Genomic DNA, 14069 nt, shown 5'->3' with positions numbered 1-14069 from the left:
GTGATCCCATGTTTAAATTTAACGATGAAAAAGGCCAACTCAAATGTTCCTTTTGTGGAAAATCCCAAGACCAAGTTCGCAAACTTGTTGCAGGTCCGGGAGTTTACATTTGTGATGAATGTATAGAGCTTTGCACGGAGATTGTGGAAGAAGAATTAGGGCATGAAGAAGAGCTTGATCTGAAAGATGTCCCGAAACCAAAAGAAATTCGCAATATTTTGGATCAGTACGTGATCGGGCAAGAGCAAGCGAAAAAATCGCTGGCTGTAGCGGTATATAACCACTATAAGCGTATTAATTCGCAAAACAAATTGGAAGATGTTGAGCTTCAAAAAAGTAACATCGTGCTTCTAGGACCTACAGGAAGCGGTAAAACGTTGCTAGCGCAAACGCTTGCCAAAATTCTGAATGTTCCTTTTGCTATCGCGGATGCCACTTCATTAACAGAAGCTGGTTATGTGGGCGAAGACGTTGAGAATATTTTGCTCAAATTGATTCAAGCTGCAGATTATGATGTAGAAAAAGCCGAACGCGGCATTATCTATATTGATGAGATCGATAAAGTGGCACGTAAATCCGAGAACCCGTCCATTACAAGAGATGTTTCCGGTGAAGGTGTTCAACAAGCTTTGCTCAAAATTCTTGAAGGTACGGTTGCCTCTGTTCCTCCTCAAGGTGGACGTAAGCATCCGCATCAAGAATTCATTCAAATTGATACAACCAACATTCTGTTTATTTGCGGCGGGGCTTTTGACGGTCTTGAGCAAATTATCAAACGCAGAATCGGTAAAAAAGTAATTGGCTTTAGCACAGATGGGGCTAAAGTTGATTTGAAACCAGGCGAGTACTTATCCATGGTGCTTCCGGAAGATCTCTTACGATTCGGTTTAATCCCGGAATTCGTTGGTCGTTTACCGGTCATTTCTACACTAGAGCCGCTGGATGAACCAGCCCTTGTGCGTATTCTTTCGGAGCCTAAAAATGCGCTCGTGAAGCAATACCAGAAGATGCTTGAGATGGATAACGTTTCACTCGAATTTGACGCAGAGGCACTTGATGCCATTGCTAAAGAAGCGATCAAACGTAATACTGGCGCGCGCGGTCTGAGAGCTATCATTGAAAGCATTATGCTTGATGTGATGTTCGAAGTCCCTTCGAGAACAGACGTCACGACATGTGTGGTATCTAAGGAAACGGTTCAAAACAAGATCACTCCTGTTTTGACGACCAAAGATGGCGCGCAGGCGACTGGTAAGAAGAAAGAAGAAAGTGCGTAACCCATAATTTCACAAATTACACACAGCCTCCAATCCGATCCCCTGTTAATGGGATTGGAGCGGAGGATGTTTGGTGTCATGGGGAGAGAAACCATAATGTTCCATAGAAAAGATACGCGGGCCGTTCGTGTAGGCGATTTGACGATCGGTGGCAGTAATGAAGTCATCATGCAAAGTATGTGTACAACGAAGACTGCGGATGTGAAGGCGACAGTAGCAGAAATCCTTCGTTTGGAAGAAGCAGGCTGCCAAATTGTTCGTGTTACTGTTAACAACAAAGAAGCTGCTGAGGCAATCAAAGAAATCAAAAAACAAATTCATATTCCACTCGTTGCGGATATTCATTTTGACCATCGTTTAGCGCTTGCTGCTATTGAGAATGGCATCGATAAAGTGCGTATCAATCCAGGTAATATCGGCCGCCGCGAGAAGGTAGAAGCGGTTGTTAAAGCTTGTAAGGAACGTGGCATTCCAATTCGTATTGGGGTCAATGCTGGCTCACTAGAGAATCATCTTCTCGAAAAGTATGGGTACCCAACACCTGAGGCTATGGTAGAAAGTGCCTTGTTCCACATTAACATTCTGGAAGAGCTTGATTTCCATGATATTATCGTTTCACTCAAAGCTTCCGATGTTCCTATGGCGATTGCAGCTTATTCCCAAGCGGCTAAAGCTTTCAACTACCCACTTCACCTTGGGATTACAGAGGCCGGAACGCTCTTTACAGGGGCTGTGAAGAGTGCGGCAGGTATCGGAACGCTGCTCAATATGGGACTCGGTAACACTCTTCGAATTTCGCTTAGCGCGGACCCAGTAGAAGAGATTAAAGTGGCTCGCGAGCTTCTGAAAACGTTTGGATTAATTACCAATGCTGCAACTCTTGTATCCTGTCCTACTTGTGGCCGCTTGGATATCGATTTGTTCTCAATCGCTAACGAGGTCGAGGATTATATTGCAAAGATCAAAGTGCCGATTAAGGTATCTGTACTTGGCTGCGCAGTAAATGGTCCAGGTGAAGCGCGTGAAGCCGATATTGGGATTGCAGGTGCCCGTGGCGAAGGAATGCTGTTCCGTTATGGAGAAATGATTCGCAAGGTTCCTGAAGCAGAACTGCTCGCAGAGTTGAAGAAAGAAATTGATATCATCGTAGACTCTTATGAAAAAACAGGTGTTATTCCAGGACGTAAGCACTAATAGCATATATGTTAAAGAAGAAGCCGTTAAAGGTGCCTCGGGTGAGGTGCTTTTAACGGTTTTTTTGTGCTGTGTTGGAGATTCAGATCCAATGATTGACCTCTTACGCATATTTGTAGCGCAAGAGAAGCATAATGAGTAAAACTGGAAAGCTTGTTCATTTGAAGTAAGTTTTTCTAACGATTACATGCAAACAAGGAGATGCTATGAATTTGCTAAGCAAGTATAGGACTGCTCGTCACATTACCCTTACGGTAATCGTAGGGATTTTTTTGCTTCTTTTACCCATGCATACAGGTGCCTCGAATGTGCCAATGCCTTCACAGCATGCAGTTGAGATCAAGACGAAGAAGGTGGCCATTGTCATTGATGACTTTGGCAATAATATGGACGGCACCAAAGAGATGATGAATCTCCCCATCCCTTTCACTGTCGCTGTCATGCCATTCCTGCCCTCTTCCAAACAAGATGCTCAATTAGCGCACGATAAGGGGCATGAAGTCATTCTACACCTACCTATGGAGCCTGTGAGGGGTAAGAAGAGCTGGTTAGGTCCAGGAGCCATTACTACTGACTTATCGAATGAAGAGATTCACAAACGGATCGTAGCAGCAATCGAAGATATTCCCTATGTAATAGGAATTAATAATCATATGGGATCCAAGGCTACTGCGGATGAGAGAGTGATGAAAATTCTCGTTGAAATCTGCAAAGAGAAAAATCTCATTTTATTAGATAGCCGTACTACTCCAAAAAGCCTAATCGGCAAGCTAGCTGGGCAAAGTGGAGTTCCATATTCAGAGAATCAACTTTTCTTCGATGATCTTTACACATACAGTCACATCAGTAAGCAAATGGTGAAGTTTAAGAAATTAATCCATCAACGAGACTTGGTCATCGCGATCGGACATGTAGGTCCACCAGGGAAAAAGACAGCCCAAGTCATCAAAGAGGCTATTCCGATCATTCAAAAGGAAGCTACCTTTGTTCCGATTTCACAAACAATGAAGCTAAATGCTAATTAGGATGAATCATGGCTAAATATTGATCTATCGCTTGAGTAATGGCTTTTGCTAGCTTGGCTTGATGATGAGAATCATTCAGCAGCTTGCGGTCTGTTTTATTGGAAATAAACCCTAATTCAACGATAACTGCTGGGCATTTTGTGTGCCTGAGCACATAATACTTTTTACCTAGAACAGGCTTTTCTTCCATACCATAAACACGATTCAGGGATTCCTGCAAAAGTTGAGCAAGCAAAATACTGTCCGATTGATTTTGATAAATGACAAGTGGTCCTCTTCGATCTGATTTTCTGGACCAATTAATATGCATGCTTAGCATCATTTTTGGCTTAATGGTGTTGGCGAGTCCGGAACGCTGCGCTAAATCCTTGCGATGTCTTCCACCGAACGACCACTTGTTATCTTCACTTAATGCGTAGTCTTCCGTTCGGTTGATAATGACGCGATATCCCTTTTTCTTAAGGAGCTTGTATGTTTTTTTGGATATGGCTAGGTTCATATCTTTTTCTTGTAATTTACCGTGTAAAGCACCGCTATCTATGCCCCCATGCCCTACGTCGATAATGATATCGGCACTAGGTAGCAAGGGATCATTAGCCAAAGCGTAAGCATCTGATGTTTTACACAGACAAAGGAAAAGTACCAGAATCAACAAGCTTTGCTTCAATCGAACCACGTCCTTTTGCAAGAATATCTACTCTTATCCTTCTTCTGTAAGGGGGCTATCATACGTCACGCAAAAGTTTGCATGAAATGGATTAACCTTCTTTTACACGGGAATAATGGAAGTTATGACAAAAAAGCTGAGCTGTTTGATGAAGTTAGCAAAAATTACTGCTTGCGATGACAGTTTTGCCAAAGCAAAGCTCAGCTTACGCTTATGAAGACAGTTTTCTAGCGAAAACTCAGCCAATGCTTACGATGAACGTTTTGCTAAAGCAAAACTCTTAGGAGGTTATGACAAATGAGTTTAAGTATTATTCTTATGGTAATTCAAGTTTTCTTTGCCGTTGTAATTGGGTTGTATTTCTGGAATTTGCTGCGTAATCAACAGACGAACCGGTCTGCTGTCGATAGAGAGTCCAGGAAAGAATTGGAGAAGTTAAGAAAGCTGAGATCTATTTCGCTAACAAAACCGCTCTCAGAGAAAACAAGACCGTCCTCCATGCAGGATATCGTTGGCCAGATTGAAGGATTGAAAGCCCTAAAAGCTGCGCTATGCGGTCCCAATCCGCAGCATGTCATTATTTATGGTCCGCCTGGTGTTGGTAAAACGGCTGCGGCTCGTGTCGTTTTAGAAGAAGCTAAGAAAAATCAGGAGTCACCCTTCCGTCCGGATTCCAAATTTACAGAAATCGATGCCACGACTGCACGCTTTGACGAAAGAGGAATTGCTGATCCGTTAATCGGTTCAGTTCATGATCCTATTTATCAAGGTGCTGGTGCAATGGGGGTTGCGGGGATTCCACAGCCTAAACCAGGTGCTGTAACAAAAGCGCATGGCGGGATTCTATTTATCGATGAGATCGGTGAATTACACCCCACACAAATGAACAAATTATTAAAAGTGCTGGAAGATCGTAAAGTATTTCTAGAGAGTGCGTACTATAGCTCTGAGGATACGAATATTCCAGGCTATATTCATGATATATTTCAAAATGGACTTCCTGCTGATTTCCGTTTAGTAGGGGCTACAACACGTACACCAAGCGAGATTCCTCCAGCTATCCGTTCCCGCTGCTTGGAAATTTATTTCCGTCCTCTTTTACCAGGTGAGGTGGGGGAAATTGCTCGGAAAGCCCTTGATAAGATTGGCTTCAAGAAATGTGAAGCTGCTGTTCAAGTTGTAATGAAATATGCAACCAATGGCAGAGAGGCTGTGAATGTGATTCAGCTTGCCGCGGGTATTGCCTTAACGGATAAGCGAGATGAGATTACCGCAGCTGACATTGAGTGGGTTGTAAATTCATCGCAAATTCCACCTAGACCTGAGCGAAAAATACCAGCCCAACCGCAAATTGGATTCGTCAATGGATTAGCTGTGTATGGTCCTAATTTGGGTACACTACTTGAGATCGAAGTGACCGCGATACCAATTACCGTTGCAGGTACTGGGAAATTTAATGTTACGGGTGTTGTAGATGAAGAGGAAATGGGAGGAGGCTCTCGAACCATTCGCAGAAAAAGTATGGCGCGCGGATCGGTTGAAAATGTGCTGACAGTCCTTCGCAAACTTGGATTTAATACGTCAGATTATGATCTGCATATTAACTTCCCTGGCGGAGTGCCTATCGATGGACCTTCTGCGGGCATTTCCATGGCGACAGCTATTGCATCTGCAATACATAAAATACCTGTCGATAATAAATTGGCAATGACGGGAGAAATGAGTATCCATGGTAAAGTTAAACCCGTTGGCGGTGTTGTAGCAAAGGTCGAAGCTGCATTCCAAGCGGGAGCTACCAAAGTCATTATCCCTAAAGAAAATTGGCAAGAAATGTTCGCTAATTTGCCGGGGGTAGAAGTGCTTGCTGCTGACTCGATCGAGGAAGTGCTGGAAGTGGCATTAGGCTTAGAGCTTCATGATAATGTGATACACTTGCCTTTTGCTTCGGAAAGGACGATTCCGGCTACGTCTTTACCCATTTTACATGCTAATTCACAACATACAATTGACTCCTAAATCAGTGTAGAGGTAACCTTACATGATACGTCAGAGTGCCAGTTGGTGTTTTGTTTGCAGTTTTGATAAAATGTAAAGGGCAACGAGGGGTAGAGAAATAATTGACTTTAAAAGATCCAAAGTGGAGACAATTCGAACTTCGTTCGAAGATCCGAAGCGGAGAGAACTCTAACTCCGTTCGAAGATCCATAAAGCGGAGAGACTTTGAACTCCGTTCAAAGATCCAAATCTGAGAGACTTTGAGCTCTGCTCAAAGATCCCTATAAATGGAGGTGCAGAGGATGGGACCCGGAAAAATCAAGGTGCGCAGATTGCCGCTATTGCCTCTTAGGGGACTGCTGGTTTATCCGAGCATGGTTCTACATCTGGATGTAGGGCGAGAAAAGTCGGTTAAAGCACTCGAGCGGGCAATGGTGGATGACAGCATGATTCTCCTCTGCTCTCAATCGGAGATCAACATAGAAGAACCTGCCAAAGAGGATATTTATCGCATCGGGACAATTGCTAAGGTAAGGCAAATGCTGAAACTACCGAATGGAACCATTCGTGTCTTAGTAGAAGGCGTTTTGCGTGCTGAGATTGTTGAATACCTTGTGAATGATGAATATTATGAAGTCACGGCTAAGGAATTACCGGAGCAAGAAATAACCGATCCTGAGATCGATGCGCTCATGAGAAGTGTACTAAGCCAATTCGAGCATTACATTAATTTGTCGAAAAAGGTTACACCGGAAACGCTTGCTGCTGTATCTGACATTGATGAACCAGGCCGTTTAGCAGATGTCATATGCAGCCATTTATCGCTCAAAATTAAGGATAAACAAGAGATTCTGGAGACCGTAGATGTGCGTGAGCGTCTCGAGAAAATGCTCAATATCTTAAACAATGAGCGAGAAGTGCTTGAACTTGAACGTAAAATTAGTCAACGTGTTAAGAAACAAATGGAAAAAACGCAGAAGGAATACTACCTTCGCGAACAGATGAAAGCAATCCAGAAGGAACTTGGCGATAAGGAAGGCCGCGCAGGTGAAGTAGATGACCTACGTAATCAGTTGACGGAAGCCGAATTGCCAGATAAAGTCCGCGAGAAGGTTGAGAAGGAAATCGACCGTCTAGAGAAAATGCCAGCGACATCTGCCGAGGGAGGCGTCATCCGCAACTATATTGATTGGCTGTTGGGACTGCCTTGGTCCAAAAATACGGAAGATGACTTGGATTTGGATAAAGCCGAGGAAATCTTGAATGAGGATCATTTCGGCCTTGATAAGCCAAAGGAGCGGGTACTCGAGTATCTAGCGGTACAGAAGCTTGTTAAGAAGCTGAAAGGACCTATCCTTTGTTTAGTTGGTCCTCCGGGCGTTGGTAAAACCTCAATTGCTCGTTCGATTGCTAGATCCATGGGAAGACAGTTCATTCGTATCTCGCTTGGCGGGGTAAGAGATGAAGCCGAAATTCGCGGTCATCGTCGTACGTATGTTGGGGCTATGCCGGGACGGATTATCCAAGGGATGAAGAACGCTGGTACGAATAATCCTGTTTTCTTGCTAGACGAAATTGATAAAATGGCAATGGATTTCCGCGGCGATCCGGCTTCGGCATTGCTTGAAGTTCTTGATCCCGAGCAGAATAGCACTTTTAGTGATCATTTCATTGAAGTTCCGTTTGACTTGTCCAATGTCATGTTCGTGACAACGGCGAATGCTGTTCACAATATTCCTCGCCCACTGTTAGACCGGATGGAGGTTCTCTACATTCCTGGCTACACAGAGATTGAGAAGCTTCAAATTGCGAAAAAGTATTTGCTGCCTAAGCAGAAGCGTGACCATGGTTTAGAAGAGGAACAACTTGTTGTGGATGAAGATGCCTTAATGAAAATCGTTCGTGAATATACACGTGAAGCGGGCGTTCGTAATTTAGAGCAGCAGGTTGCAGGTATGAATCGTAAAGCGGCCAAAAAGATCGTGTCTGACCCAACTACACCAGTACATGTAACGGAAGAAAACTTGAAGGACTATCTAGGACCGAGCAAGTTCCGCTATAATGTAGCAGAAGAGAAAGATCAAATAGGTGCTGTGACAGGCCTTGCTTGGACAGAAGTTGGCGGGGATACTTTAGTTATTGAGGTCACCGTTATGCCTGGAACAGGCAAATTGACTTTGACGGGTAAACTCGGTGATGTGATGAAGGAATCCGCTCAAGCTGCTTTCAGTTATACACGCACGAGGGCTGATGTGTTTGGCATTGCACCTGACTTTCATGAGAAGAACGATATCCATATTCACATCCCTGAAGGCGCTATTCCTAAGGATGGTCCATCCGCAGGAATTACGATGGCTACGGCATTGATTTCAGCATTGACGAATATTCCTGTTTCTCGTGTGGTTGCTATGACAGGTGAAATTACATTGCGTGGCCGAGTTCTTCCAATCGGAGGACTCAAAGAAAAGGCGCTCGCTGCACATCGAGCTGGTATCCGTACCATCCTGCTGCCTCAGGATAATGAGAAAGACATCATCGAAATTCCAGAAAGTGTCCGCGCCGAGATGACCTTCATTCCAGTTAGCCATATGGATCAAGTGCTTGAACATGCGCTTGTCAAAAATAAGCCTCCCGTGCAAGTCGGATAACGATAGAAAGTAGTTGAACATCCATGAAAGTCAATCAAGCTGAGTTTATTATCAGTGCGGTTGGACCTAGTCAATATCCAGAGGATGCCTTGCCAGAGATTGCTCTGGCAGGGCGTTCTAATGTCGGGAAATCCTCACTCATTAACTGTTTGATATCCCGCAAAAATTTGGCCAGAACCAGCTCACAGCCCGGCAAAACCCAAACACTTAACTATTATAAAATCAACCAGGACTTATATTTCGTAGATCTTCCAGGTTATGGCTATGCCAAAGTTTCCAAAACAAAACGGGAGCAGTGGGGGAAATTCATTGAGAGCTACTTAATGAATCGAGAAACACTGCGCCTTGTTATGCAATTAGTTGATTTGCGGCATCCTCCTTCCAAAGATGATCAAGCTATGTACGAGTGGCTAAGACATAATGATGTGCCAGTCATTGTCGTTGCGACCAAGGCCGATAAGATCCCGAAAAGCAGATGGCCAAAGCATATCAAGATTGTTCGAGAAACATTGGGAATGGATAAGGGTGTCCAGCCCTTGATGTTTTCCTCGGAGCTTGGGCTCGGCAAAGACGAGCTGTGGGGGATTCTAGAGCAAGCTATTGCTTATGGAGAGCCAGAGCCTGAAGAAGCAAATGAACTCGTGATCGAGCAAGAACAAGATAAAGAACAAGAACCGTCCTGATTCATAGGGCGGTTTTTTGTGTAAGGATAAGAAGGACGTCAAAAGACAGAGAAAATCAAGAAGAAGCATACGGGAAAGCGAGGTTTACTGGGGAAAATTTGCTGGCATTCCGTAATTCCTTGGTTTTTTCAGAATATTTGGCTGATTATAATGAATTGCACGCAGGAATATTAGAGGCGCATGTAGTATAATAATAAACAAGGTAATAGTTAATGGCTTGAAAACAAAGAATCGAGGGATTTTTATGGCACAAAGGTTAGCGACTGAATATGTCAAAACCTGCCTCCAGTTAACAGAAGCCGAGATGTTCAGGTTTTTTCAAATGTTTGTGGATCATCAAGTGACATTGCAAGTGAAAGTCTTGGAAAATGGCAACCAAGAGGTTGTTTTTCAAGATGGAGCAGGTCAGGAAATCGTCCTTTCATTTGAGAAGAAATCGGGCCTATATGAATGCACAGGATCCTGCAGATTAAGTAACACCTTACTTGCTAATTTGATGCGTAAAGCAGTGTCAGAGTTTAAAGGAAGCGCAACAGTAAACCGAATTTACCCTAGTTATACAATGGTTTACTACTATGAACGTGGAACCGTCGTTAAAATCGAGGAAGTCAAAGGGCAATTGTTGACCGTTATCTATGAGTACAAAGACACCATTGGTCTCATGCAGCAAATGTTCCAAAAGAGAGAAGTCGAGCAAGAAATTGAAATGATCTACGATCAAATAAACCATCTTTTAGATTTGCGCAATATGCTGCAGCAGCAGGAAGAACATCAACAGATTGACACTCGCCTCAATGAGCTAACGCATCGTTTGTTTATATTGGAGGCTTAACTACACATATACCCACAATTACAATAGACCCTTTTAAGGGTCTTTTTTGTTTTAAGGCATTTAGCAAAAAAAACTATTGCATTTCTCGTCGATAGATGTTATTTTTATTCTCGTTGAAACAATATAGGAACCAGGATTCACTCAGGACATTGAATGTTGCGAGAGATTATACCCTCGGGAAGTGAATGACGTAGGTCCTAGCGGATGAAATTTTTTTCAGACATTTTATTCCTAGGAAGGGGGAACCGAAAGATGGAAACAGAATACTCAACTTTCGGAAGACACGTTGCTGTAGATACTTGGGGGGTAGATTTCGAACTTCTGAACAATGCAGATTGGCTGCAGGCTCAGATGGTAGAAGCTGCCGAGGTATGCGGAGCAACCGTACTATCTGTACAATCCAAGCAATTTGAACCACAAGGAGCAACTGTACTTGTTATGTTGTCCGAGAGTCATCTCTCCATTCATACTTATCCTGAGAGAGGTTTTGCCGCGCTTGACTGTTATACATGCGGTGAGACAGTGGACCCTCAATTAGCAATTGACTTTATGGTATCCGTATTGAAACCAGAAACATTCTATGCGAAGAAATTAGTTCGCGGAATGGGTGAACTGCAAGTAGAAACTCCTGAAATAAAGCAAGCAGAGCTTGTTAAATAAGAATCTGCGCATAACAATAACGATAACCACGGAGAAATCCGTGGTTATTTGTTTGTCCAGATACCCATACAATGTTATTGCGACACATGTCCGAACATGAAGCAATCATGAACTGGGGGAACGGATTTGAAACAGAAAATAGTTAGAAAAGCAGTGATTTACAGTATTGTACTCTTTCTCATCATCTGGCCAATCTATCAGCTCGTTCAAATACTTGGTCCTCATAAAGAAGAGCATGACGCTACCCATCTACTGTATCAAGTATCTCTGTTTCAGATGGAACTTCTGAAGAGCTATCTGGAGGAAGCTGCTCAAAGCAAAGATACCAAAGGATTGGATGCTGTGGGGCAAGCCCTTTACTCGGCAAGTTATACGCATGAACGCATGGTGCTTGCTGCGGGAGGAAGCGAATATCTGACTTCACTGGACAGTATGACCCAGCTAACGCAGTACTTGAAGCGTCTGCAGGTGGGGGGAGAGCGAACGTTAAAGCCAGATGAGATCCAGACTTTGAAGGAAGTTTGGGTTCAGTACAAGAGTTTGTACGATCTGTATGAGAAACTCATGGCTTCAAATGGCGATATTGTTTCGTCCCAAAATACGAAGCTAACTGAGCTGGATCGAAATTTAACCTCTTTTATACGAAAAAAAGCACTTCAATAAAGAGTTTGTGCCAATAGAGGTATATAGGAACGGAATGCTGTTAAAACTAACGAGCAGAATGAAGCATTCATAAATTATACAAAAAATTTGTCGGATTGCTTGTTTTGCTGTGCTATAATGGTTCATAGAAATAGACGGAAAGGCAGGTGGTACCTTTGCATATTATCGCACTTGGCTTGAATTATCGTACGGCCCCGGTAGAAATTCGGGAGAAGTTCGCTTTTTCCGAGCAGGATTTACCTAAGGCATTGGCAGAATTGAAAGACACGAAAAGCATATTGGAGTGTGTAATTGTCGCCACCTGCAATCGCACGGAAATCTACGCTGTTGTGGATCGACCGCAAATGTGCAGTCATTACTTGACACACTTCATTGAACGTTGGTTCCAAGTCAGTAAGGATCAATTCCAAAAGCATTTATATATGTATGAAAATGAAAAAGCGATTGAACATTTATTCCGCGTAACAAGCGGTTTAGATTCCATGGTTATAGGGGAAACCCAAATTCTAGGACAAGTGCGGGATGCTTTTTTATCATCTCAAAATATGAAAGCAACCGGGGCTTATTTCAATACGTTGTTTAAGCAATCCGTGACACTTGCCAAAAAAGCACACTCCGAAACAGGCATTAGCAATAATCCAGTTTCCGTCAGCTACGCCGCGGTGGAACTTGGTAAACGAATATTCGGTACCTATATGAACAAGACTGTTATGATCATTGGTGCTGGTAAGATGAGCGAACTCACTGTGAAGCACCTTTACGCGAATGGCGCTAACAAAGTTATCGTGGTTAACCGTACGTTTGAACGTGCAGCAGAATTGGCCCAGAAATTTAACGGCATTCCATGTACCATGGATAACATGCTGGAGCATTTAGCGGAAGTGGATATTATTATTAGCTCGACAGGCGCTCCGGGATATGTTCTTACGAAGAACGATATTCAGTCCTATGTTCAAAAGAGAAAATCACGTCCGCTTTTCATGATGGACATTGCTGTACCTCGTGATCTAGATCCACAAATTAGCGGCTTACCAAATGTTTTTCTTTATGATATCGATGATCTGGAGAATATCGTAGATAAGCATTTGCAAGAGAGAAAGAAAGAAGCAGCAAAGATTGAAACGATGATTGAGTCTGAAATGGGTGTTTTCGAACAATGGACGAAGACGCTAGGTGTAAGTCCAGTCATTAGTGCTCTTCAAACGAAAGCGAGTCAGATCCACGAAGAGACGATGGATAACATGCTAAAGAAGCTGCCTGACTTAGATGAACGTGAAATTAAAGTTATTCGTAAATTGACGAAAAGCATTGTGAATCAAGTGCTGCGAGACCCGATCCTTCGAATTAAGGAAATGGCGGGAGAGCGTCATGGTGATGAAGCGCTTGAGCTGTTCACGAAACTGTTTGCCCTGGAAGAGACCCTTGAACAACAAGAGCAAGCCAATCAGTTAGCACAAGAACTAGAAGCCGGGCATAAAGCAGTTGAAGCTAAGCAGATGCTGGATGACAAGTTATCCGTGCTTAGTTTACAGAACGCTGATGTTCTAGCCCAATCTTGAAGAAAAGGGCGCTAATCGCCTAGGAGAGGTGCCATGGTAACACGTAGCTGGTTGTTTGATGCGATGATTTATATGTATGCCCTGAGCCTATTGTTTTACTTTTCGGATTTCGCTAATGCGAACCGAAGCGCAAAACGGATGGGGACGGGGCTGCTTTTGTTTGTATGGGTTCTACAAACCGCTTACTTAGGAATTAACTTGTACGGTCATTTGACGGAATGGGCATTTGCCCGGTCGGACGTACTTTTTATGTTTTCGTGGTTGATTGTCACGATTTCACTGTTGATTAACCGATTTTTCCGCATTGAGTTGTTTGTATTTTTTGTGAATGTGCTTGGTTTTGCCATTTTGGCTTTGAATGTATTTGGTAATCCGAATGTAACGCCAATTAAGCCCGATTGGGACATCAATGATGAGCTATTATTTATCCATATTACCCTAGCGATTGGCAGTTACGTGGCATTCTCGATTGCAGCTATTTTCTCAGGCATGTATGTGTTTTTACACAAAATGTTGAAAGCGAAGAAATTTTCTCAAACGGTTATGAGATTACCTTCACTTGAGAAAATTGAGCATTACACTTATCTCTCAGTTATTATCGGAGCACCATTGCTTCTTATGGCTTTAAGTCTGGGTGTGGTCTGGGTTGTACTGGAGGGAGATCGTAATTTACTTTATGATCCTAAGGTGATTAATTCATTTTTTGTATTGGCCGCGTATGCTTTCTATTTATTCCAGCAGCATTCTATGCGTATTTCGGGTAATAAACTGGCAGCATGGAACCTCGCTGCATTCTTGATTGTTGTTCTCAATTTTGTGGTTTCTAATCTGGTTTCAGGTTTTCATGGCTGGATATGGAGCTAACG

Annotated in this window: 12 protein-coding genes; 11 read left to right on the top strand and 1 reads right to left on the bottom strand. The window is 43.2% G+C overall.

Features of this window, described 5'->3' with window-relative positions:
- Positions 1 to 8: 8 nt before the first annotated feature.
- From clpX to AC58UU_RS15680, 3 genes are all read left to right on the top strand, one after another.
- Positions 9 to 1277 (top strand): ATP-dependent protease ATP-binding subunit ClpX, encoded by a 1269-nt coding sequence (gene clpX, locus AC58UU_RS15690; RefSeq protein ID WP_047675911.1) that lies wholly within the window; start codon positions 9 to 11, stop codon positions 1275 to 1277.
- Positions 1278 to 1373: 96 nt separating this feature from the next.
- Positions 1374 to 2471, top strand: a complete 1098-nt coding sequence (ispG, locus tag AC58UU_RS15685) for a flavodoxin-dependent (E)-4-hydroxy-3-methylbut-2-enyl-diphosphate synthase (protein ID WP_029194634.1) — start codon at positions 1374 to 1376, stop codon at positions 2469 to 2471.
- A 287-nt stretch (positions 2472 to 2758) separates the two neighbouring features.
- Positions 2759 to 3496, top strand: a complete 738-nt coding sequence (locus AC58UU_RS15680; protein WP_497317346.1) for a divergent polysaccharide deacetylase family protein — start codon at positions 2759 to 2761, stop codon at positions 3494 to 3496.
- On the opposite strand, the gene AC58UU_RS15675 is transcribed toward AC58UU_RS15680, so the two are convergent.
- A complete protein-coding gene (locus AC58UU_RS15675; RefSeq protein ID WP_497317052.1) occupies positions 3489 to 4184 on the bottom strand; it encodes an N-acetylmuramoyl-L-alanine amidase family protein in 696 nt (231 codons plus the stop codon). The two genes, AC58UU_RS15680 and AC58UU_RS15675, sit on opposite strands and share 8 nt — an antisense overlap.
- A 276-nt stretch (positions 4185 to 4460) precedes the next feature.
- On the opposite strand from AC58UU_RS15675, the gene lonB reads away from it, so the two are divergent.
- The 8 genes from lonB (at position 4461) to AC58UU_RS15635 (ending at position 14067) form a co-directional block, all read left to right on the top strand.
- The gene (lonB, locus tag AC58UU_RS15670; RefSeq protein ID WP_497317050.1) at positions 4461 to 6179 is read left to right on the top strand and encodes an ATP-dependent protease LonB; all 1719 of its coding nucleotides are present in this window, start codon (positions 4461 to 4463) and stop codon (positions 6177 to 6179) included.
- A gap of 281 nt (positions 6180 to 6460) precedes the next feature.
- Positions 6461 to 8806 (top strand): endopeptidase La, encoded by a 2346-nt coding sequence (gene lon / locus AC58UU_RS15665; protein WP_497317048.1) that lies wholly within the window; start codon positions 6461 to 6463, stop codon positions 8804 to 8806.
- A 23-nt stretch (positions 8807 to 8829) separates the two neighbouring features.
- The gene (gene yihA / locus AC58UU_RS15660; protein ID WP_497317046.1) at positions 8830 to 9489 is read left to right on the top strand and encodes a ribosome biogenesis GTP-binding protein YihA/YsxC; all 660 of its coding nucleotides are present in this window, start codon (positions 8830 to 8832) and stop codon (positions 9487 to 9489) included.
- 244 nt (positions 9490 to 9733) lie between these two features.
- A complete protein-coding gene (locus AC58UU_RS15655; RefSeq protein WP_171644806.1) occupies positions 9734 to 10321 on the top strand; it encodes a non-ribosomal peptide synthetase module in 588 nt (195 codons plus the stop codon).
- Positions 10322 to 10573: 252 nt separating this feature from the next.
- Complete coding sequence (speD, locus tag AC58UU_RS15650) at positions 10574 to 10981, top strand: adenosylmethionine decarboxylase (RefSeq protein WP_028556978.1); 408 nt, start codon at positions 10574 to 10576, stop codon at positions 10979 to 10981.
- A 126-nt stretch (positions 10982 to 11107) separates the two neighbouring features.
- Positions 11108 to 11644 carry an S-adenosylmethionine decarboxylase gene (locus AC58UU_RS15645; protein WP_497317044.1) on the top strand — a complete coding sequence of 179 codons (537 nt, stop codon included), beginning with the start codon at positions 11108 to 11110 and terminating at the stop codon, positions 11642 to 11644.
- A gap of 155 nt (positions 11645 to 11799) precedes the next feature.
- On the top strand, positions 11800 to 13203 hold the full coding sequence (hemA, locus tag AC58UU_RS15640) for a glutamyl-tRNA reductase (RefSeq protein WP_171693724.1): 1404 nt from the start codon (positions 11800 to 11802) through the stop codon (positions 13201 to 13203).
- Positions 13204 to 13236: 33 nt separating this feature from the next.
- Positions 13237 to 14067, top strand: a complete 831-nt coding sequence (locus tag AC58UU_RS15635) for a cytochrome C assembly family protein (protein WP_171644803.1) — start codon at positions 13237 to 13239, stop codon at positions 14065 to 14067.
- Positions 14068 to 14069 lie beyond the last annotated feature (2 nt).

Source organism: Paenibacillus sp. JT22N1 (genome assembly GCF_059692155.1).
Note: the sequence above shows the minus strand (reverse complement) of the source record. Positions and strands in the feature narration are given on the sequence as shown.